16 protein-coding genes are annotated in these 21,108 nt (G+C 47.4%); 12 read left to right on the forward strand and 4 right to left on the reverse strand.

All coding sequences use genetic code 11. From position 1 onward, the window contains the following. Positions 1 to 50: 50 nt before the first annotated feature. Complete coding sequence (guaA, locus tag AC0KUT_RS09620) at positions 51 to 1,628, forward strand: glutamine-hydrolyzing GMP synthase (protein WP_488835458.1); 1,578 nt, start codon at positions 51 to 53, stop codon at positions 1,626 to 1,628. Between the two features lie 167 nt (positions 1,629 to 1,795). Here guaA and AC0KUT_RS09625 read toward each other — a convergent pair whose 3' ends face one another. Continuing rightward, entirely contained in the window at positions 1,796 to 2,299 is a 504-nt protein-coding gene (locus AC0KUT_RS09625) for a 6,7-dimethyl-8-ribityllumazine synthase (RefSeq protein ID WP_488835459.1), read from the reverse strand. Between the two features lie 205 nt (positions 2,300 to 2,504). On the opposite strand from AC0KUT_RS09625, the gene AC0KUT_RS09630 reads away from it, so the two are divergent. From AC0KUT_RS09630 to AC0KUT_RS09640, 3 genes are all read left to right on the forward strand, one after another. After that, the gene (locus AC0KUT_RS09630; protein ID WP_488835460.1) at positions 2,505 to 3,299 is read left to right on the forward strand and encodes an AraC family transcriptional regulator; all 795 of its coding nucleotides are present in this window, start codon (positions 2,505 to 2,507) and stop codon (positions 3,297 to 3,299) included. A gap of 193 nt (positions 3,300 to 3,492) precedes the next feature. Beyond that, positions 3,493 to 4,386 (forward strand): ATP-binding protein, encoded by an 894-nt coding sequence (locus AC0KUT_RS09635; RefSeq protein ID WP_488835462.1) that lies wholly within the window; start codon positions 3,493 to 3,495, stop codon positions 4,384 to 4,386. A gap of 950 nt (positions 4,387 to 5,336) precedes the next feature. Next, positions 5,337 to 7,052: a succinylglutamate desuccinylase/aspartoacylase family protein gene (locus tag AC0KUT_RS09640; RefSeq protein ID WP_488835464.1), complete on the forward strand. Its 1,716-nt coding sequence runs from the start codon at positions 5,337 to 5,339 to the stop codon at positions 7,050 to 7,052. Positions 7,053 to 7,206: 154 nt separating this feature from the next. Here AC0KUT_RS09640 and AC0KUT_RS09645 read toward each other — a convergent pair whose 3' ends face one another. Both AC0KUT_RS09645 and AC0KUT_RS09650 read right to left on the reverse strand, forming a co-directional pair. Beyond that, positions 7,207 to 7,674, reverse strand: coding sequence for an EVE domain-containing protein (locus AC0KUT_RS09645; protein WP_488835466.1), 468 nt, complete (start codon positions 7,672 to 7,674; stop codon positions 7,207 to 7,209). Positions 7,675 to 7,698: 24 nt separating this feature from the next. Further along, a complete protein-coding gene (locus AC0KUT_RS09650; protein WP_488835467.1) occupies positions 7,699 to 9,711 on the reverse strand; it encodes a VacB/RNase II family 3'-5' exoribonuclease in 2,013 nt (670 codons plus the stop codon). Positions 9,712 to 9,861: 150 nt separating this feature from the next. Between AC0KUT_RS09650 and AC0KUT_RS09655 the strand changes: the two genes are divergently transcribed. From AC0KUT_RS09655 to AC0KUT_RS09665, 3 genes are all read left to right on the forward strand, one after another. Beyond that, a complete protein-coding gene (locus tag AC0KUT_RS09655; RefSeq protein WP_488835468.1) occupies positions 9,862 to 11,580 on the forward strand; it encodes a potassium/proton antiporter in 1,719 nt (572 codons plus the stop codon). A 66-nt stretch (positions 11,581 to 11,646) separates the two neighbouring features. Then, complete coding sequence (locus AC0KUT_RS09660; protein ID WP_488835469.1) at positions 11,647 to 13,134, forward strand: NAD-dependent succinate-semialdehyde dehydrogenase; 1,488 nt, start codon at positions 11,647 to 11,649, stop codon at positions 13,132 to 13,134. 69 nt (positions 13,135 to 13,203) lie between these two features. Beyond that, positions 13,204 to 14,838: a methyl-accepting chemotaxis protein gene (locus AC0KUT_RS09665; RefSeq protein ID WP_488835470.1), complete on the forward strand. Its 1,635-nt coding sequence runs from the start codon at positions 13,204 to 13,206 to the stop codon at positions 14,836 to 14,838. Between the two features lie 146 nt (positions 14,839 to 14,984). Here the strand turns inward: AC0KUT_RS09665 and AC0KUT_RS09670 are convergent, their stop codons facing one another. Continuing rightward, positions 14,985 to 15,455, reverse strand: coding sequence for an Lrp/AsnC family transcriptional regulator (locus AC0KUT_RS09670; RefSeq protein WP_488835472.1), 471 nt, complete (start codon positions 15,453 to 15,455; stop codon positions 14,985 to 14,987). Between the two features lie 293 nt (positions 15,456 to 15,748). On the opposite strand from AC0KUT_RS09670, the gene adk reads away from it, so the two are divergent. The 5 genes from adk to AC0KUT_RS09695 all read left to right on the forward strand — a co-directional run bounded on the left by adk (position 15,749) and on the right by AC0KUT_RS09695 (position 21,107). Next, positions 15,749 to 16,402, forward strand: coding sequence for an adenylate kinase (adk, locus tag AC0KUT_RS09675; protein ID WP_488835474.1), 654 nt, complete (start codon positions 15,749 to 15,751; stop codon positions 16,400 to 16,402). Between the two features lie 153 nt (positions 16,403 to 16,555). Further along, a complete protein-coding gene (gene tsaB, locus AC0KUT_RS09680; RefSeq protein ID WP_488835476.1) occupies positions 16,556 to 17,260 on the forward strand; it encodes a tRNA (adenosine(37)-N6)-threonylcarbamoyltransferase complex dimerization subunit type 1 TsaB in 705 nt (234 codons plus the stop codon). A 77-nt stretch (positions 17,261 to 17,337) separates the two neighbouring features. Then, positions 17,338 to 18,675 carry a M18 family aminopeptidase gene (locus AC0KUT_RS09685; RefSeq protein ID WP_488835477.1) on the forward strand — a complete coding sequence of 446 codons (1,338 nt, stop codon included), beginning with the start codon at positions 17,338 to 17,340 and terminating at the stop codon, positions 18,673 to 18,675. Between the two features lie 245 nt (positions 18,676 to 18,920). Beyond that, positions 18,921 to 19,952, forward strand: a complete 1,032-nt coding sequence (locus tag AC0KUT_RS09690; RefSeq protein WP_488835479.1) for a cyclic nucleotide-binding domain-containing protein — start codon at positions 18,921 to 18,923, stop codon at positions 19,950 to 19,952. Between the two features lie 147 nt (positions 19,953 to 20,099). After that, on the forward strand, positions 20,100 to 21,107 hold the full coding sequence (locus AC0KUT_RS09695; RefSeq protein WP_488835480.1) for a tryptophan--tRNA ligase: 1,008 nt from the start codon (positions 20,100 to 20,102) through the stop codon (positions 21,105 to 21,107). The last annotated feature ends 1 nt before the right edge of the window (position 21,108 follow it).

Genomic DNA, 21,108 nt, shown 5'->3' on the forward strand with positions numbered 1-21,108 from the left:
TTAAGTCACATACAAATCGAATTCTTTTTATATTTTCTGCAGGAATCAGCATGACTCACGATATTCACGCTCAGCGCATTTTAATTTTGGATTTTGGCTCACAGTACACGCAATTAATTGCACGTCGCGTGCGGGAAATTGGTGTCTTCTCTGAGATTCGCGCGTGGGACATGAGCGAAGAAGAGATTCGCGCCTATAATCCGCGCGGTATTATTCTCGCCGGTGGTCCTGAATCGACGACTGACGAAGGCTCTCCTCGTGCGCCCGACGTAGTATTTAATTTAGGTGTGCCGGTGCTGGGCATTTGTTACGGTATGCAAACCATGGCCATGCAAATGGGTGGTTTGGTGCAAGGCTCTAATGTGCGCGAGTTTGGTTACGCGCAAATTAAGACTGAGGGCGAAAGCTCACTCTTCAAAGATATTAAAGATCATGTAAGCGCTGATGGTAGCTCTCTGCTTGATGTATGGATGAGCCACGGCGATAAAGTCACGCAAATGCCCGAAGGCTTTAGCTTGATGGCATCAACGCCGTCGTGCCCGATTGCGGGTATGTATCATGAAGGCAAAAAATTCTACGGCGTCCAATTTCACCCAGAGGTGACGCATACGCTGCAGGGTAAGCGCATTTTTGAACACTTTGTATTGCAGTTATGTGCGTGTGAAACATTGTGGACGCCCGCAAATATTGTTGAAGATGCACTGGCAAAAGTGCGTGAGCTTGTGGGTACCGATAAGGTGTTGCTCGGTCTTTCGGGCGGCGTAGATTCATCCGTTGTAGCTGCGCTCTTACACAAGGCCATTGGCACCCAGTTGACCTGCGTGTTTGTCGATAACGGTTTGCTGCGTAAAAATGAAGGCGATCAAGTGATGGACATGTTTGCCAAAAACATGGGCGTTAAGGTAATTCGTGCTGATGCACAGGATCAGTTTCTCAACGGCCTGAAGGGTGAAAATGATCCCGAGAAAAAACGCAAAATTATTGGTGGCACCTTTATCGATGTGTTTGATGTGGAAGCGACCAAGCTTAGAGATGTTAAGTGGTTGGCGCAGGGTACGATTTATCCTGATGTTATCGAATCGGCTGCCGCTAAAACTGGCAAGGCACATGTGATTAAGTCGCATCATAATGTGGGAGGTTTACCAGCCGACATGGCGTTTAAGTTGGTTGAACCACTGCGTGAATTGTTTAAAGATGAAGTGCGCGCTATAGGCTTGGAATTGGGCTTACCCTACGACATGGTTTATCGTCATCCATTTCCTGGCCCAGGTTTGGGTGTGCGTATTCTCGGTGAAGTTAAAAAAGAATATGCTGATATTTTACGTGAAGCAGACGCAATCTTTTTGGAGGAGCTACACGCATCTGGCTGGTATCACAAAACTTCGCAAGCATTTGCCGTGTTCCTACCGATTAAATCTGTTGGTGTAGTAGGTGATGGTCGCCGTTACGAGTGGGTGATTTCTTTACGCGCTGTTGAAACCGTAGACTTTATGACTGCGCGCTGGGCTCACTTGCCCTATGAGCTATTAGAGAAAGTGTCTGGGCGCATTATCAATGAGATTTCTGGGGTTTCGCGTGTTTGCTACGATGTGTCGAGCAAGCCACCAGCGACCATTGAGTGGGAGTGAACCCGCGATAGATGCTCGTTAGTACTGACTGGTAATTAGCTAATAAAAAGCCCATGTTTCATGGGCTTTTTATTTTTTGTGCCTAGTCACATCGGGCAGCAGCCAAGTTCTTGTTGCTGACGATGATGGCAAGAGCAAGCTAATCAATGAAAGCTGAAAATTACTTGTTAAGCGCACTTCTTCTCTAGCCTGTAAAGACTTGCTAGAGTTTGGAAACACGCTTCTGCTACCTCAGTTCCTTTTTTAGTAAAGTGTTGCGAGAAGAAGTCAATATGGTCTTCGTGTTCGTGAAAATAATGTGGAGTAAGCACGGCAGTAAATACAGGCACCCCAGATTCCAATTGAACTCTCATAAGGCCATCAATCACAGCAGAAGCTACATAGTCATGCTTATATATTCCGCTATTCACGACGAAGCCACACGCAATGATTGCATCAAATTCTCCCATTTGTGCGAGCTTTTTGACGTGCAAAGGGAGCTCAAATGCGCCAGGTAACTCATAAATAGCGATTTTATCGCTCGGAATTCCATTTTTTTCAAAATACTCCTTTGAAGCTTTCACCGCATTCCCAACTATAGATTTATGCCAGCTGGAAAAGACAATAGCGATCTTTTGTAGATTGTCTAAAAATAAAGGGGTTGGAGTTTCATTTAAAATAGACTGACTCATAAAGTTCTCGTAGCAAGTTGAGTTTATTTGTTGCGCCCAAAATTAGTTAATGCATAAAAGTATTTACGGGGCCGACTAATAACTATGCGCTCAAACCAAACTTGTGCCCTGAGGTCGGCAGATCCTAGTGTGTGCATCACCTGAGTCATAATGCTACGATTTACCGTGGTCCGTCTAACGACTAAAGGGCGCCTGTCATTGAATTATGGATATCTCAAAGCATTTTCCATCCAGCAATAGCGTAGCTGCAACGGCCAGCGGTATATCGACCCTCGCTCTAGATTTAAAAGATGGTATCGATATCGACGTGCACCATCATCAGCAGGCACAGGTGCTGCTTTCAACCCAAGGGATGTTAATAGTCACCACCCAGAGTGGCTGCTGGGTAGTGCCGAGCAACTATGCATTGTGGATACCTGCTGGCGTTCGGCACCGAACCAGAACGCTTGGTGCCGTCAGCATCAAAAGCCTCTATCTTGACGAACGAACGATCAGTCTGGGGAGTGACTGCGTGGTACTGGAGATCACGCCGTTAACCCAAGAGCTCGTGATAACAGCGTCACAAATTGATGGAAACGAGCTCCCGGATCGGCGTAACGAACTTGTGTTCAGCTTGCTGCTTGAGGAGCTGTCTCGTGCTGAAATCGGAGCGGTTTTTTTGCCGCTTCCTCAAAAAGGTCCGCTGCGCGACCTGTGCCATCGCCTCGTGGCTGCGCGGACTTTAGATTGGGGGCTGAGCGAATGCGCCATTCATCTGGACGTTAACGTTAAGACCATTCAGCGGTGGTTCGCCCGTGAACTCGGTATCACCTACGGAAAATGGCGAAAGCAAGCCCGGTTGCTCGTGGCACTCGAAGAGCTCGCGCTAGAACGAAGTATTCTTAATGTCGCGTTGGAGGCCGGTTACTCCAATCCAAGTGCCTTTACAGCAATGTTCCGCCGAGAGTTCGGTATCGCTCCAACGGCTTTTCAGCGATCGCAACACAAAGCGTCTGACTGATGGACCCTGCATAACCCATAGGAAGGCGGCTCACGGGTTGAGCAGGGCTTGCCTGTCGTCACGGTGCGTTTACTAATAACACCTAATCCACCGAAAATGTCCATTAATCGACGATCGAGGTCTATCCATCGTTAGACAGAAGTGGCCGCTATTGGCAAGCTTAACCCTCCATCGATAACCCGGGTTACACGCAATGATCGCCAATCAATCTACTCCACTCCAGCACGAGTTGCTGAAACAGTTAACACGGATTGCGGATACTCTGGAACGCGCATACCCTGCCGAACAGGGCCAGCAATTAGACCCCGATGTCATCGCCTTTCAGTGGCAATACCGTCTGACGCACGGGGGAAGAAAAGCGGTTTTGCTTCCTGTTCCGACCCCAGGACTGATCAGCTTTGATCAGCTGAAGTCGGTAGATCGACAGAAGAAACTCATTCGGCAAAATACAATTCAGTTTCTTGAAGGAAAGCCAGCGAATAACGTTCTGCTTACGGGCTCACGTGGCACAGGCAAGTCTTCGCTCGTCAAAGCATGTCTGCATGAATTTCACCGTCAAGGTCTTCGGCTGGTTGAAATAGACAAAGAAAACATCGGTGATCTGCCGGAAGTTATCGATATCGTAAGCCGCCAGCAGGGCAAGTTCATCTTATTCTGTGATGATCTGTCGTTTGAAGAGGGTGACATCGGTTATAAACGTCTCAAATCTGCCTTGGATGGCTCCATAACGGGACAGGCCACCAATATCCTCGTCTACGCCACCTCCAATCGCCGTCATCTCATTGCTGAGCGTATGTCAGATAATTTAAATATGACCCGAGGGGCAGATAACAGACTTCATCCTGGTGAGGAAATAGAAGAAAAAATTTCTCTGTCCGAGCGGTTCGGACTCTGGATATCCTTCTATAGTTTTTCGCAGGATGAATACCTTGAAGCCGTTAAACACTGGCTTAAAGAGTACAGGGTGCCGGATGAGGCGCATGAAGAGGCGGTCATATATGCAAATCGCTGGGCAACCCAGCGAGGCTCCCGTTCTGGGCGTATTGCAGCGCAATTTGCTCGTGACTATGCCGGACAATTTTCCTGACCTTTACTTTTTAAAGTCCCGACAGGTGCTGAGAAACGGGCGATTTAGTGAAGCTGGGCAAGAATACGAGCGACCGTGATTTTATCGTCGGCGATATACACTTCAAAATGCTGGATTTTTCTCATGGTCTTAACTGGCTTGTTTTCAATCCCTCGCGTGATCGTATTTTTTCGGTCGGGGGAGCCGGTCGACCGAGACTCTGATACCGCGAGTGGGTTGAAGCTGTTGGATCTGATAGATGAGCGATTACGCTTTCGCATCGTCTAGCAGCTTAAATCTCTTCCAGTTGCGATCGAATTTGGGGCTGAGCAGGAGTTGATTGGGATAGTTCACGCCGACGCCCCTATCGGGAGGGGGTCGACTTTAAGAATGACATCGTTAATTATGAAGAAACATTGGCGTGGTATTTATCTAGCTCTCGACTGCGCTGAGATGACTCTTCTGGCACAGAAAATGAACTGCGTGGTGTAAATACCATAACGACGGATGTTGAAGGCTCTGCCTCGCGTCGACTTGCTCCCAGCGAGTTAGTGGAACTGCGTCAGGACATGGTAGAATCCTCAGCTTGTGCCAAGGTAGAGCTAAAGCGTCGACGAGCATTAAAAATTCGAGAAAATCCTAAGCATGGTACTACTAATGGTATTGTGTATGATCTATTTTTGATGATATTGAAATTAAAGGATTTTAATATCTTGTTGATGTTGGAGTGGGAAAGTGTAGAGCTAAAAATTTTATCGGAATTATTCTTATGCATAAGGACATGCAAGATTATTTTTGCATCACTGCAGTTGTTTTTACATTTAGCTTCCTGAGATATTTTATTTATGTGCAAACTATTGGGCTTGACGTCAATAGCGACTTTTTTTCTGCAATGCTCTCTTAGTGCACTTAATCTTTTTTTTCGTTGCTTTATGGTTGCGGCCTTGTGTGGGGGAGCCGCTCATGCACAAGTGACAGGAGCTGCTGACTCGGCAGTAAGCGCATCAAGTGGCGTTGACAATACTGGTAAACTTAACAATGTTGTAGATGTGCCGCCTATTTCGAGTGCACATGCTAAATCAACGTCGAGTTTAGCTAGTGTTATCAATGCTGCTGATGTAAAAAGCGATGGGGCGATCGCGCGCGCGCAGCCATCAAGTGAAGTATTAGCAGTTGCCTCATCAGTATCGGCGGATATATCGAGTGCTGCAATTAATGTGTCTGCAAGTTCAGCTGAATTTGATGCTTCGCATAGTGCTGTTGTAAATACGGCATCAGTTTCTTCTAGCAAATCAGCTTCCTCCAGTAAATCGGCTACCTCAAAAGAAGTAACCTCATCTAAAAAGAAAGTACAAAAATCCAGTGCGGCACAATTAGCCAGTAATGAAGGTAATAGTGCCTCATCCCAAGCAAAGCTTGCGCTTGTTGGTGCGCAGGCGTCCAGCACTGCCGTGTCTTCATCGGCAGCGCAGCTGGGTTTGTCAGGTTCTGTAGCATCTGTAGCGCCGGCAGTTGATGTGCCTATGACAGAGTCATTAGTGGTGTTGGATGCAACAAAAAATATTTTAGGTGTAGATGTTAAGCCAGGTATGTCGGTACGCTTAACCTGGAGCTCTGAAAGCGTTATGGGTGGGTTTAGCGAAGAAACCCCTGTGCTGGTGATTAATGGTGCTAAGCCTGGCAAAACTCTCTGTTTAACCGGCGCCGTGCATGGCGATGAGCTTAACGGTATCGAAATGATTCGCCGTGTTATGTATGGTGTAAACCCCGAAAAGCTTACGGGAACACTGATTGGCGTACCTGTCGCTAACATCATGGGTTTTAGACGCAATTCGCGTTACTTACCTGATCGCCGCGATTGGAATCGTTACTTCCCAGGAAATACCCGTGGCAGCGCTGCCTCGCGTTTGGCACACTCTTTTTTCACCAAAATTATTTGGCATTGTGACGCCTTGGTGGATATACATACTGGATCATTTCATCGCACCAATTTGCTTCAGTTGCGCGCGGACTTGAGTGATGAGAATGTTGCACGTTTAGCGCAAAACTTTGGTGCTGTAGCGGTGCTTAATACGCGCGGTAACCCTAATTCTTTGCGCGCGGCGGCAGTGCGCGCTGGCGTCCCTTCAGTAACTATAGAGGCGGGCGAACCTATGGCTATGCAGCGCGAAGTTGTTATTGAGGGGGCTGCTGCTATTAATGAGCTGCTCGCTAACCTCGGTATGTACGGTAAGCAGCGCAAATGGAATCGTATTGCACCCGTGTATTACAAGTCGGCTTGGGTGCGGGCTAATCAAAGCGGCATTTTATTCAGCAGTGTTGAACTGGGGGACAGGGTCAATGAGGGTGACGTACTGGGCACAGTAACTGACCCAATTACCAATGCGCGTAGCCGTATTGTGTCTCTTTATAAGGGCCGTGTGTTAGGTATGGCGCTCGATCAAGTTGTGCTGCCAGGGTTTGCGGCTTATCACATAGGTATTCAAACTCCCGAGTCAATTTTAATTGAAGAGAGCCAATTAAATGATGGTACGGCAGAAGAAGATGAGGAAGATGGCGATGATTCTGGTGTGGGGCTAGAGCCGGTGACTGAGGTGCGAAAGAGCGAAACTAAAGATGCAGCTGAGCTTGTAGGTGGTGCGCTTACAGTATCAAAAAATCAATTGAAAGATTCTGCTAAAGAATGATGCAAACTTCACCGCTTGCTGTGGAGCTTGCTGGCTCCTATTGATTAGGTTTTATTTGTGCTTGTTTAGGTTTGCTGTTCTTATAAACAACAACTAGTCGCGGCAAAATGGGTCAACTTAAAACCTAAAGCAGCCGCTGTATTGGTGCAGTTGGTTAGTCCATTAGTTCTCTGTGAATAAACTCCCACTCTGCGGCTGTTACCGGTTGAGTTGATAGCCGGCTTTGTTTAATGAGTACCATGTTTTCTAGGGGTGGTTGCGCTTTAATTTTTGCGAGCGGAATTATCTGAGGAAATACCTGTGTAAGCTGAATGTCTACGGAAACCCAGCGCGGCTTTTCTCTGGTTGCTTTGGGGTCGTAGTAGTTACTTGTAGGATCAAATTGGGTCGGGTCGGGGTAGGCAGTTTTGATGATTTTTGCCGTGCCTACTATGCCTACATATTTGCAGCTGCTGTGGTAGATAAACACTTCATCATTCAAGGCAACTTGATCGCGCAGAAAATTGCGCGCTTGGTAGTTGCGTATACCATCCCAGCGGCCAACCTGGTTAGGTGCAGCCGCCAAGTGTTCAATGCCGTAAATATGCGGTTCCGCTTTAAATAGCCAAAACTGTGTTGCCATTTACGCCCTCACGCATTTTTCGTATTAAAGCCAAGCGCTGAGTCGTTCCGCCGTTTCGGCGCTAACAAGCTCCAGTTCTACTTTGCGCTTTTCTATGTCTACAGCTTTAATGAGCACAAATACTTTTTGATCTAGTTTGTAGCTCTTACCTTCAATGGTCAGACTTAGGCGGCGCGCATCGAATTGCGCTTTTATATCGCCGTCTTTCGGTGCGAGCAGCGCATAGCCATCAAAGCCCCAGTCCTCAAGTTTTACACCAATACCAAATGAATTCACCAAGGCTATGGTGCCGGGGTGAACGCTGCCAATATGTTGTGCAAGAAATTGGCAGCCGAGCCAGCTTTCTGCATGACGGCATGCTTGGCGGCCTTGATTGAGTTGATGCTGCAGTTGTTGGGCGAGTTCAGTCGTCGTATGTTGCTCGAGCTGAATGCTCGCCTGCCCGCGCAAGATGCGTTTTATGGCGAGATGGTTATAGAAGTCGTGATAGCGCCGAATCGGTGAGGTAACCATGGCGTAGGCTTTAAAGCCTAAGCCAAAGTGCGCGATAGGATCAGCTGAAAGTGAGCCAGCTTGAAGCATGCGCTGTAATAAAGAGTGCAGTTCTGCATTGGCGGGATGCTGACTTGGGTTCAGGCGAAGTTCTTTAAACAGCGCTTGGAATTCATTGAGCTCGCTTAAATCGCCCACAGTTAAGTCGGGGCGATCTTCCTGCACGAGAGCTTTCGCATCGCTTAGTCGCTCAGGACGAAAACCGATATGGCTTGAAAATAAGCCGTAGCCGGGGTGTTGCATAAAGAGTTCGCCCGCACAGAGGTTGGTGACCAGCATGGCCTCTTCGATGATGCGGTGCGCCATGTTGCGCTCGCGTTTGTCTACATACTCAATTTTTTTCTGGTCATTAAGCATATAAAAATAATCGGGGCGATCTTCCATCACCAAGGCGTGGGTTTGGCGATATTCGGCGCGCGCTTGCGCAAAGGCCTGTAATTCTTGCAGCATCTTGAATAGGTCGTCGCTGGCGGAGACTTTGTTTTCAGTCAGCGATTTAATGCCGCTAAGCGCTTCTTGTACTATTTGATAACTGAGTTTTTGCTGTGAGCGAATCTGAGCTTCAGCAAACTCATAATGTGTAATCTCACCTTGGGGCGTTATTTGCATGCGACAAATAAGCGCTGGGCGTTTTTGTTCTGGCACGAGTGAGTAAGTGTCGTGCGACAAATCGACAGGTAGCATGGTGACGGTTTGGCCAAGCAAATATGCGGTGCTTGCACGTTCGCGTGCTGCCAGCTCTAGTGGGCTGCCGATATCGATATGTTTTGTGGGGTCGGCAATCGCGGTAATAAGCTCCCAGCCGTGCTCTGTAGAGGCGATATAGACAGCATCATCCATGTCGCGTGTGTTTTCAGAATCAACGGTGACAAAGGGCAGGTGGGTAAGATCGAGCTCACCTTGATCAAAGGCTAAGGCTGACCAATTGATGCTGCTGGCTTGGTTTTGTGCCGCGGGTGTCCATTCATTGGGCAGTTGAAATTTAGCGAGGCTGTAGCGGCTTTCTATACCTGGCTCGTCGAGCGCACCGAGGCGGGAGTGAATGTGAACCTGTACTTTGCCATCGTTGTTGAATGGGTGACGGGAAATGCTGCAGTGTATTAAATCGCCAACTTTATAACCTTTGCGTTCTTGCGGGGGAATAAATAACCAGCGATTGAAGTTATTTACGTCCGGCTCAACAAAGTCAGTGGTGCCTTTGTTGACATAACGCCCAACAAATTCGTTTAGGCCGGGTTTAATCAGCTGAAGTAATTTGGCTTCGAATTGGCCTTTGGCATTGGTACTGATTTCTGCCTCGACGCGATCGTCGGGCAGTACTCGCATCATTTGCTCAGGGTTAATAAAGGCGTCGCGGCCATCGTCTAAGGCGAGAAATCCAAAGCGTTTGGTGGTGGTACGAATATGGCCTTGGGCTATATCCTTTTGTGCAACGATTGTGGTTTTTAACTGGGAGAGCTGTTGCAGGGCATCTTTATTTAACATGGATCACAACTTAACGAATAAATGAATATGCGGCGATGATAGCAGGATTTACACCATCGGGTTACGGAAAAGCTTTGCGAACTTTAGGCTAGACTTGTAGTAATATCCGTGTAACGTTTTACTAAATTATTGATTTAACAGGTCTTATTCATGGATGCACTCAATCAGCTGATTCTTTTTGGCGGTGCGCTGTTCCTAATCAGCATACTGGCAACAACACTGTCGCCGCGCATGGGAATGCCTCTGCTATTGGTGTTTTTAATTATCGGTATGTTGGCCGGTGAAGATGGGCTTTTGGGCCTGCAGTTCGAAAACGTACAGGCTGCCTACTTTATGGGCAGCTTGGCGTTAGCTGTCATTTTGTTTGATGGTGGCTTGCGTACCGAGATCGACCTGTTTCGCGTAGGGCTTCGGCCTGCACTCTCGCTGGCGACTTTTGGGGTAGTGATTACCGTGGGGCTCTGCGGGGCATTGGCGGCTTGGATTTTAAATCTCTCTTGGGTGGAAGGCTTTTTATTGGGTGCCATTGTTGGCTCGACGGATGCGGCGGCAGTGTTTTCGGTGTTGACCAATCAAAACTTGACGCTCAAGTCGCGGGTGGGGGCTACTTTAGAATTAGAGTCTGGCCTCAATGATCCCATGGCAGTATTTCTCACGATTCTATTGGTGGAATACATCGTCAATAAACAAACAGGTATCAGCTGGTTAATGCTGGGGAGTTTTGCTTGGCAAATGGGTTGCGGTGCTTTAGTGGGTGTGGTCGGTGGGCGCATCTTGGCCTATGGGGTGGGGCGGCTTTCGCTTAGCCCAGGGCTTTATCCCTTGCTGGCCTTGTTTGGTGGGATATTCATTTACGGTTTTGCCGCCGTATTACAAGCCAGTGGCTTTTTGGCGGTATATTTGGCGGGCTTAATGGTGGGGAATCAGGTTTCCCGTGGCCTTTATAATATTCAGCGTTTTCACGATGGATTCGCGTGGCTGGCACAAATCAGTCTGTTTCTCATGTTGGGGTTGTTGGTGTCGCCCCATGAGCTTATGAACTATGCATCGAGCGCGATCTTGGTCGGCGTGTTGCTGATGTTCTTTGCGCGCCCTATAGCGGTGTGGCTGTGTCTAATGCCGTTCCAGTTTTCTTGGCAGGAAAAATTCTTTATTAGTTGGGTCGGATTGCGCGGTGCAGTGCCTATTGTGCTAGCCATGTTCCCTTGGTTGGCGGGGATGGAAAATTGGAATTTCTTTTTTAACATCGCTTTCTTTATTGTGTTGATTTCTCTCGTGGTTCAAGGTTGGACTGTAGGGCCCTTAGCGCGTTGGATGAAGTTGGATGTGCCGAGCAGTAGCACCCGTGTTCAGCGGGTGGAGTTGGGAGTCCCAGGGCAGGTAGGCCATGAGTTTGTGGGTTATAAACTGGCGGAAGACAGCCCTGCGCTGCGGCGCGCTGTGGGCAATTTACCGCTTCCGAGCAAGACACAATTATTGTGCTTACTCCGCGATGGCAATCCGGTTGCATTGAATAAAGATGAAAAATTTTTGGCTAACGATCATATTTTTATGTTGAGTTTACCCAGTGAGTTGGAGCGTTTGGATGCTTTACTCGTGGGGGTCCAAGAAGTAGATCGACTGTCGGCACGGGAATACTTTGGCGAGTTCGTGATTACGCCACGGGCCAAATTGGCGCCGCTGGGCGAGCTGTATCAATTCCCCGTTCCGGGAGATATGGCCAATTGGAGTATTGCTCGTTATATCCTCAGCAAGTATCGCTACCCGGTTGTGGGTGACAGGGTGAGTTTGGGGCACGTAGATTTTGTGGTCTTGGCAATGAAAAATACTCGCTTAGCGAAGGTGAGTTTAAAAATTCATAAAAATTAATATCTGTTCATCAATTTAAGCCTCTGCAAGGGAGGCTTTTCGCGCTTAGCGCAAGGTGTTTAGCGAATGACAATGTCCTCAATAAAGCCTCCAATCTATTTAGAGAATCCACAACTTTGGCGCGATCAGTTGTTCATTGACGGCCAGTGGTTGGCTGCAAACAATAACGCAACGTTTTCTGTTTTTAATCCAGCTAATAATCAGGCCATTGCCACGGTGGCTGATGCGGGTGTCGCCGAAGCTGCACAGGCGATTGCGGCGGCTAGCAAAGCGCAGGTGCAATGGGCCGCGCAAACGGGTAAAGCACGCAGTCAAGTTTTACGTCGTTGGTTTGATTTGGTGATGGGCAATCAAGAGGACTTAGCCCGCATATTAACCCTCGAGCAGGGTCGCCCTATAGCGGAGGCCCGCGCTGAAATTGCTTATGGTGCGAGTTATATAGATTGGTTTGCCGATGAAGCCAAGCGCATTTATGGTGATGTGATTGGCCCTGCCGATAGGCAGCAGCGTATTTTAGTTGTTAAGGAGCCAGTTGGTGTGGTCGCGGCCATTACTCCCTGGAACTTCCCTAGCGCCATGCTCGCCCGAAAATTAGCACCGGCATTGGCAGCAGGTTGCGCGGTAGTTGCAAAACCTGCGTCAGAAACTCCGCTCTCCGCCTTGGCGTTGGCTTATTTGGCACAAGTGGCTGGCGTGCCTGCGGGGGTCATCAATATTGTGTGCGGCACAGATTCCGCGGCTATAGGGCGAGAGTTTAGCGATAACTCTCAGGTTAAAAAAATGTCATTTACTGGCTCTACTGCGGTGGGAAAACAGTTGATTAGTCAATGCGCCGCTAGTGTCAAAAAAATCACCTTAGAATTAGGCGGGAACGCCCCTTTTATAGTATTTGCCGATGCGGATATAGCGGCGGCTGTGCAAGGGGCATTAGCGGCTAAGTTTCGCAATGCGGGTCAGACCTGTGTATGCGCTAATCGTTTTTATATTCAGCGTGAGATTTATCCTGTTTTTGTCGAGCAGTTTATCGCAGCGGTAAGCCAATTAAGATTGGGGGATGGTTTTGCGCCGGAGACAACAACAGGTCCATTAATCAGCGCTAAAGCATGCGAAAAAGTGAGTAGGCTAGTGGATGATGCGCTTGAAAAAGGCGCGACACTTGCCTATGACAGCGGTCTTCCAAATACAAATGAGTTTGGCGGTCACTATGCAAGTATAAAAGTATTAACCCATGTGGCGACTGACGCTGCACTTTGTACAGAGGAGATTTTTGGACCTGTTGCTGCACTGATTCCTTTTGATACAGAAGAAGAGGTTGTGGCATTGGCCAATGACAGTATTTATGGTTTGTCCGCTTATTTTTATACCGCTTGTGCTGAGCGCCGCTGGCGTGTTGCTCAGCTGTTGGAAGTAGGGATGGTCGGCATTAATTGCGGGCTTATTTCTAATGAGATGGCGCCTTTTGGCGGTGTTAAACAGTCTGGCTGGGGGCGTGAAGGCTCTAAGTATGGATTAGAGGACTATCTCAATATTAAGTACTTATGTGAAAGCGTTTGAAAAAGCAGCTAAAACATTAACTTCAGCTAAGCTTAAGCAAGGTAATAAAATTTTGCTCAAGGAGTTGTTATGTTTAGTTGGTATCAAAATCTTAGCTTTCGCTGGAAGCTAAGCCTTCCCCTCATTATTTTGGTGTTGCTGGTGTTTTATATGGGTATTTATGCCATTAAAAGCAGTAGTGCACTCAGTGCAAATGCAAGCACTATCGCAAAAACCAATCTCCCTGAAATTCAACTGTTAATACAAGCAGACCGAGATCTCTACCAAGCATTGGTGGCAGAGCGGTCAATGTTGGAGGTAGGGTTTTCCCCTCAAATACTGACTGAACTTAGTGAAAACGCCAAGCAAGCCTATGATCGTGTACATGAGTCTTTAGCAACGTCAGACACAGCAACTAAAGCAGAGAGTGATGAGTTTGATCGTCGCTTTAATGCGTGGAAAACCTTGTCCGATGAAGTGATCAATAATGTGCGATCTGGTGGGCAAGAAGGGCGTCAATTAGCCCAGAAAAGCTCTTTTGGTACAGCTAATGATACGTTCAATCATTTGCGTACCTATATTGATGAGCTTGAGGAAAAACGCTTAGCACATGTAGATGATTTTACTTTATTGATAGATGCACAAGAAGAAAGGGTGTCCACGCATTTGGTTATTTTGGTCGTGGTTGCGACCCTAGTTAGTCTTTTGGCTGCTTATGTATTACCGCTTGTGGTCACGCAGCCTTTGCAGCGTATTAATGATCGCATCCAGAATATTGCTGAAGGTGATGGTGATCTCACCATTCGTATTCATGTTGATAGCACCGATGAGCTGGGTGAATTGGCGACCAATATCAACCGTTTTATGGATAAGTTGCAGCATTTAATCAGTAATGTTTTGGCCAATACAGCAGATGTTTCCAGTACCGCTGAGTCGCTGTTAATGGTTTCATCTGATAGTCAAACTGCTGCAGATGAGCAGTGTCATGCCATCACTATGGTGGTAACGGCGGTTAATGAGTTAACCATGGCTATTCAAGAGGTGGCACGCAATACTAACAGTACCGCGCAGAGCACAAAAGACGCGGCGGCGATTACCGATGTAGGCCAGTCGCGCATACATCTTGCCGTTGAGCGGGTACAAAGCCTTTCAACTCGAATTACTCAAACCGCAGATATTATGGTACGCCTAGAGAATGAGGCTAAAAATGTCACTTCAGTGATAGATGTTATTCGCGGTGTGGCAGAGCAAACCAACTTGTTAGCACTGAACGCTGCGATTGAAGCGGCGCGAGCTGGAGAGCAAGGGCGTGGTTTTGCAGTAGTGGCTGATGAGGTGCGTACCCTTGCCAGTCGCACGCAGCAATCCACTGAAGATATTCACGGTATGCTGAGCCAACTTCAATCGGGGGTACAGCATGCGGTGGAGGCAATGAGCTCCAGTGCGAGTATGACCTCTGAGGCAGTACAGTCTGCCAATGAAGCCGGTGAGTCGCTGCAGGGTATTAGCTCAGCTGTAAAAGGTATTTCTGATATGACAATACAGATAGCGACGGCAGCTGAAGAGCAGAGCACGGTGACTGCTGAGATAGATAAAAATTTAGTACAGATAAATTCGTTAGCTATGAATAATGCTGAAGGCGCGACTAAAACCGCACAGGTAAGTCAGCGTTTAAATGAGCTTTCCGTGCAGTTGCGGCAGCTATTAGGTGCATTTAAGGTTTAGTGTTTAATACAAAAATTGAAGTATAAAAAAGCGGCCAAGGCGCCGCTTTTTTATGGCTTAATTTTATAGAGCTTCAATTAAAAATATAGTTTTATTGTTATTTAATGATGCTAATTTTGTGTTTTAGAAAACTCTATATTAAGAGTTTAAATAGGAAGTTGAGTGGTGTACTTCACTTGTTTCAGTGCAAATGCTGAATTAATTGAACCAATATTGGGTAGGTGTATCAATGTTTCTTTCATGAGGTGTTCGTAGTGTTCTACGCTCTCCACGACTACACGCAAAACATAGTCTTTATCACCGCTAGTGGAATAGCACTCAACAACTTCAGGAATATTTTGTACCGAAGCTTCAAAGGCTTCTAGTGAATTACCTTCGTGATTTTTAATTGTGATGTAGGCGTGTACTGTCACCCCCAAATTTAATAGCTTGGGGTTGAGGAGTGTCACCTTGCCGCGAATAATCCCCTCTGCTTCTAAACGCTTAAGACGTCGCCAGCAAGGGGTGTGGGACAGTCCAATCATATTGCCCAAGTCTGCCATGGAATAATCAGCATTTTCCTGCAATGCACGTAAGATCTTGCGATCATAGTCGTCTAATTCAACAGGTTTGGCCATGACTATATCCTATGAGGTTGGAGTTAATGGGTTGCATTTTAGGAGCGTATGGCTAAAAAAACAAATATTTTAGGATGGAAGTAATTGCGTTTGCGAAAACCCCCACTTCTAAATCATAGTTGCCTGGTGCTTTACGGTGGATGAAAATGCGGTAATACGCTTGTGTATTGTGATTGGCGTCATGGGCGTGTATCGTAACGCCTCTTTTATTGGGCATTTTGTGCCGGTGTTCGTGGACATGCAGGGTGTATTCCCCTTGGCCCGAGAAAAATAATGCTGAGGAGCAATCCAAAATGAGAGTGATATTGTTGGGCGCGCCCGGAGCAGGTAAAGGAACTCAGGCGCAATTGATCATGGAGAAGTTTGGTATTCCACAGATTTCAACGGGTGACATGTTGCGTGCTGCAGTGAAAGCGGGGACGTCTCTAGGTCTGCAAGCTAAAGACATTATGGCGGCAGGCGGTTTGGTTTCTGACGATTTGATTATCGCCTTGGTAAAAGAGCGCATCAGCGCGAGCGATTGTGCGAATGGCTTTTTGTTTGATGGCTTTCCACGCACCATTCCGCAGGCTGAAGCGCTGTTGGATGCCGGTGTGGATATAGATTTTATTATTGAAATTGATGTGGCTGACGAAGAGATCGTTGCGCGCTTGAGTGGTCGCCGTGTGCATGAGGCGTCTGGTCGCGTATATCATGTCATTCACAATGCACCTAAAGTAGCTGGCCACGATGATTTGACGGGCGAGCCATTAGTGCAACGCCCAGATGATCTCGAAGAGACAGTGCGCAAGCGTTTGAGTGTCTATCACGCACAAACCAAACCTTTAGTCGGTTTCTATCAGGCTTTGGCAGCAACAGGTAAGCCGCGCGCACCTAAGTACACTCGCATTAGTGGTGTAGGCAGCGTTGACGCAATTCGCCAACAGTTGTTAACTGTTTTAGGCTAAGCGGCTTCAGCCCGTTTTTTGTTCAAGCATCTTATGTTTAGCACCTTTTATTGTTTAGCACCTTTTATATGTGCAATTAAATAGGCTCTCAAGAGCCTATTTTTTTATCTTGCTCTACCGTTTTATGATCCCATCCGTGAGTTTGATTCCCTTATGAGTTTAATTCTTGCCTTAGATTCTTCTACTGATGCCTGTTCTGTAGCTCTCAGCCTCAATGGCGAGCTATTCGCTATCGATGAAATTGCGGCTAAAAGTCATACCCAGCGACTATTGCCCATGGTAGATGAACTGCTCCAGCAAGCGAATTTAGGTCTTGAAGACCTTGATGCTATAGCATTTGGTCGTGGCCCCGGTTCGTTTACTGGCTTGCGCATTTGCATGGGAATAGTACAGGGGCTTGCCTTTGGTGCCCAATTGCCTGTTGTACCCATTTCTACGCTTGCTGCTATGGCTCTGGCTTACTACCAAGGGGCGGATGCTGCCGTGGATCGGCCTGTATTGGTCGCCTTAGATGCACGTATGGAAGAGGTTTACTGGGGTTTATTTAGCTATGAGGCGGGGCATTTGGTTGCACTCACCGCTGAGTATGTTATGCGTCCAGATTTATTGATTTTACATGAGTCACTCACGGAATTAGAGGGGCAATTGATAGGGGTTGGCTCTGGCTGGCACTATGAACCTATGGGCGCGCTACAGCCTTATGCAGTTTTTATAGACGCTCAGCCGAGCGCCAGGGCTATAGTGCAGCTGGCCGCACCTATCTTTGCTGCGGGCGAAGCGAGTAATATTTTGGACGCTGAGCCTGTTTATTTGCGCGATACCGTTTCTTGGCAGAAACGTCAGCGCATACGTCAGTGACCTTGCGCCGGTGGCTGAGTTACTTAGCTGTGAGCTAAGGTTATTTTATTTTTAATAGCTACATTAACGAGGTTTTCATGTCTGCGAGTCTGTCGAACCAAGCGTTTAATGAGGAAATGTTGGCATTTTTAGCGGCATCCCCAACACCTTTCCACGCAACCAGCCAATTGGCTGCACGGCTTTTAGACGCGGGTTTTACGCAGATATTTGAGCAGGATAGCTGGCAGTTAGAGGCAGGTAAACGCTATTTTCTCACGCGCAATGACTCTGCTGTAATCGCTTTTGTCTATGGCTCGCAGCCACTATTAACAACCGGTTTGCGTATGCTAGGAGCGCATACTGACAGTCCGTGTTTAAAAGTGAAACCGCGCGCTGAGCTTAATCGCCGCGGTTACTATCAATTGGGTGTGGAAGTATACGGCGGTGCGCTTTTGGCACCTTGGTTTGATCGTGACTTATCCATGGCGGGGCGTGTGAGCTATAGCGATGCGCAGGGCAATATTCGCAGTGCGCTCATCGATTTTAAGCTGCCTGTTGCGACTGTGCCGAGCTTGGCGATTCATCTAGATCGCGAGGCCAACACGGGTCGCACTATCAATCCTCAAAAAGACATAGTGCCTCTAGTTCTGCAACTGGAAACTGAAGAGACGCCAGCACCTGACTGGCGCGAACTACTATTAGCGCAGCTTAAGCAAGAGCAGCCGCAGCTTGAGGTTGCACAGCTTCTCGATTACGAAATAAGCCTTTATGACACCCAAGCTCCAGCGTTGGTGGGGTTAAAGCAGGACTTTATCGCCAGTGCTCGCTTGGATAATTTATTGAGTTGTTTCATAGGCTTAAAGTCTTTACTTGAAGCTGATCCTACGGTGAGTAGTTTGCTTATTTGTACTGATCATGAAGAAGTGGGTAGTGCATCTTGCTGTGGTGCCAAGGGGCCGATGCTGCAGCAATTCTTAGAGCGTTTGATGCCAGATGTGGACACGAGAGTTCGTGTAATTGAGCGCTCCGCTATGATTTCAGCCGACAACGCTCACGGTATTCACCCTAACTTTATGGACAAGCATGATGAGAATCATGGTCCGCTGCTTAACCGTGGTCCCGTCATAAAGGTAAATGCGAATCAGCGTTATGCCACCACCAGTGAGAGCAGTGCGTTTTTTCGTCTACTATGTGCCCGTGCTCAAGTGCCAGTACAATCGTTTGTTGCGCGTACGGATATGGGCTGCGGCAGCACTATAGGCCCAGTGGTAGCGTCAGAAGTTGGTGTTAAGACAATTGATGTGGGAGTGCCTACCTTTGGTATGCACTCCATTCGTGAATTAGCGGGCGCACGGGATGCATGGTATTTGTACCAAGTGGCGTGTGAGTTCTATTGTTATCCGACGGCACCAGTTGCGCTGATAGAGCGAGCCTAACTACTTGAGTAAATACTAAACAAGCCTAAGTGAGCGCGCTATCACTCTCACTTAGGATGTGAACCAGTCCTAAGACTCGGGACTTATACGACATCTTCAAGCCCCCTCTGTTTATACTCTCGCCTTTTGCGGTTTCTTGATTTCATTGACTATCCAATGCTAATTTGAACCGGTTTTCATATTGATAGAAATGTCGAACTTAATCTATTTCCTGCTTTCAGGTGGTTTCGGCTGGAGTTGTAATTATGGCGATTAGTCTGGATGTATTGGCATCCTTTACCCCCTTTAATACGCTCACCCATGAGTATTTAAGCCAGATTGCTGAAAAAGCGACGCTGCGTGAAGTTACGAAAGGCACGATTATCTTTAAGCGGGGCCGCCCTTTTCCTGAAAAACTGTATCTGGTCAGCGGCACAGTAGATTTGATTGATTCTTCTTTTCAAATACTCACCCTTGATCCTACCAGTGAGTCTCAGCGCTCACCGCTCAATGTGAGCCAGCCGACGCAGGTGTCTGCAATAGCAAAATCTGCGGTGACCCTTTTGGCCGTGGATTCTGACTTTTTAGACCTGGTTATGGCTTGGAGTGAAAGTGGCGGCGAGGAGACGGTAGATGATATCCAAATAGACAGTGATGATGACAGTGATTGGATGTCAACACTCCTGCAGGCACCATTGTTCGTTAAATTACCCCCTTCCAATATTCGTCAATTATTCATTCGTTTCAGATCCAAAAAAGTACAAGCAGATGAAGTGGTTGTTAAGCAGGGCGAGCGTGGTGAGTATTTTTATGTATTAGAGTCGGGCAGCGCAACGGTAATGGATGGCAGCGGAAAAATTCTCGCGGCCTTACGCCCAGGAGATTATTTTGGCGAAGAGGCACTTGTGGGTGATACCACACGCAATGCCACCGTTAAAATGCTGACACCCGGAAAACTGAAGTGTCTGCTAAAGAACGATTTTCGTGAATTATTACAGCAACCTGTACAGAAATTTATTACTGCCGAAGAGCTGAAACAGCGAGCAGGAGATGCGCCAATGTATCAGTTGCTCGATGTACGTTTGCCGTTAGAGCGACGTTTTAGTTCTATTCCTCAAAGCCGCAATATTCCTCTCAATCAATTACGTAATAGCCTTAAAGAGTTAGATGATCGCTGTGTTTATATAGTGACCGATGATTCGGGGCGTCGCTGTGATGTGGCGGTTCAATTGCTCACTCAGGCAGGTTTTGATACCTATATTCTCAGCAATGCAGATCAACATTACGTCGCTTCGTAAGTTGCGCGTGGAGTTTTTTTCAAAAATCCTAACTATTATTGGAAGAATTATCCCCTTGGGTTTGTGCAAATTAGCGCTGCATGCCTGTATGATTGCGCCCTAAATTTATAAGCCATGTACAACTCATTTGAATAAGAAGCCCCTCCCATGAGCCAAGAGCGCGTATTAACCGGAATTACCACCACAGGCACCCCTCATTTGGGTAACTATGTCGGTGCTATTCGCCCCGCAATCGCCGCGAGTCAGCGTGCAGATGTGCAGTCATTTTATTTTTTAGCGGATTTTCATGCGCTTATTAAATGCCATGATCCCGCGTTGGTACATCAGTCTACCCGTGAAATAGCGGCTACATGGCTCGCTTTAGGACTGGATACCCAGAATGCTATTTTCTATCGCCAGTCTGATGTACCGGAAATTCCTGAACTGTGCTGGATGCTCACCTGCATGGCCGCTAAGGGCTTGATGAATCGCGCCCATGCATACAAGGCTGCGGTAGATGCAAACAAAGAAGCGGGTGAAGATGCAGATTTCGGTGTGACTATGGGGCTTTATTCTTACCCAATTTTGATGGCTGCCGACATACTCATGTTCAATGCCAAAAAAGTACCGGTCGGTAAGGATCAAATCCAGCATGTCGAGATGGCGCGTGACATAGCCGCGCGTTTTAATCATCACTATGGTGAGCATTTTGTATTGCCAGAGGCGCAGGTAGATGCTGAAACGTCAATTTTACAAGGCCTAGATGGCCGTAAAATGAGCAAGAGTTATGGCAACACTATTCCGCTCTTTTTGCCGGAAAAACAGCTAAAAAAATCGATTAATAAAATTTTAACTAACTTACTGGAACCCGGTGAGCCCAAGGACCCAGACACCTCGGCGGTGTTTCAGATTTGGCAGGCTTTTGCGACTCCAGAACAAACTGCTGGTATGCGCCAAGCGTTTGCGGATGGCATTGCCTGGGGTGAAGCGAAGCGGCAGTTGTTTGAGCTAATCAATGGGCAATTAGCCCCTGCACGTGAGCGCTATGAAACCTTGATGGCAGACCCAGTACATATTGAGACGGTTTTGCAAGAAGGCGCGGCTAAAGCGCGTGCTTACAGTAAGCCACTCTTGGAGCAGGTGCGCGCCGCAGTAGGCATTAAAAAAATCAGTTGAT

It is taken from the genome of Cellvibrio sp. 25HG11W-0, from assembly GCF_057815475.1.

Excerpts from the sequence above, each read along its gene's own strand:
- AC0KUT_RS09630 (WP_488835460.1), top strand. The coding sequence starts at position 2,505 with ATGGATATCTCAAAGCATTTTCCATCCAGCAATAGCGTAGCTGCAACG.
- AC0KUT_RS09685 (WP_488835477.1), top strand. The coding sequence starts at position 17,338 with ATGTCTGCGAGTCTGTCGAACCAAGCGTTTAATGAGGAAATGTTGGCA.
- AC0KUT_RS09660 (WP_488835469.1), top strand. The coding sequence starts at position 11,647 with ATGACAATGTCCTCAATAAAGCCTCCAATCTATTTAGAGAATCCACAA.
- AC0KUT_RS09690 (WP_488835479.1), top strand. The coding sequence starts at position 18,921 with ATGGCGATTAGTCTGGATGTATTGGCATCCTTTACCCCCTTTAATACG.
- AC0KUT_RS09650 (WP_488835467.1), bottom strand. The coding sequence starts at position 9,711 with ATGTTAAATAAAGATGCCCTGCAACAGCTCTCCCAGTTAAAAACCACA.
- AC0KUT_RS09625 (WP_488835459.1), bottom strand. The coding sequence starts at position 2,299 with ATGAGTCAGTCTATTTTAAATGAAACTCCAACCCCTTTATTTTTAGAC.
- AC0KUT_RS09670 (WP_488835472.1), bottom strand. The coding sequence starts at position 15,455 with ATGGCCAAACCTGTTGAATTAGACGACTATGATCGCAAGATCTTACGT.
- AC0KUT_RS09645 (WP_488835466.1), bottom strand. The coding sequence starts at position 7,674 with ATGGCAACACAGTTTTGGCTATTTAAAGCGGAACCGCATATTTACGGC.
- guaA (WP_488835458.1), top strand. The coding sequence starts at position 51 with ATGACTCACGATATTCACGCTCAGCGCATTTTAATTTTGGATTTTGGC.
- AC0KUT_RS09695 (WP_488835480.1), top strand. The coding sequence starts at position 20,100 with ATGAGCCAAGAGCGCGTATTAACCGGAATTACCACCACAGGCACCCCT.
- adk (WP_488835474.1), top strand. The coding sequence starts at position 15,749 with ATGAGAGTGATATTGTTGGGCGCGCCCGGAGCAGGTAAAGGAACTCAG.
- tsaB (WP_488835476.1), top strand. The coding sequence starts at position 16,556 with ATGAGTTTAATTCTTGCCTTAGATTCTTCTACTGATGCCTGTTCTGTA.
- AC0KUT_RS09635 (WP_488835462.1), top strand. The coding sequence starts at position 3,493 with ATGATCGCCAATCAATCTACTCCACTCCAGCACGAGTTGCTGAAACAG.
- AC0KUT_RS09655 (WP_488835468.1), top strand. The coding sequence starts at position 9,862 with ATGGATGCACTCAATCAGCTGATTCTTTTTGGCGGTGCGCTGTTCCTA.
- AC0KUT_RS09665 (WP_488835470.1), top strand. The coding sequence starts at position 13,204 with ATGTTTAGTTGGTATCAAAATCTTAGCTTTCGCTGGAAGCTAAGCCTT.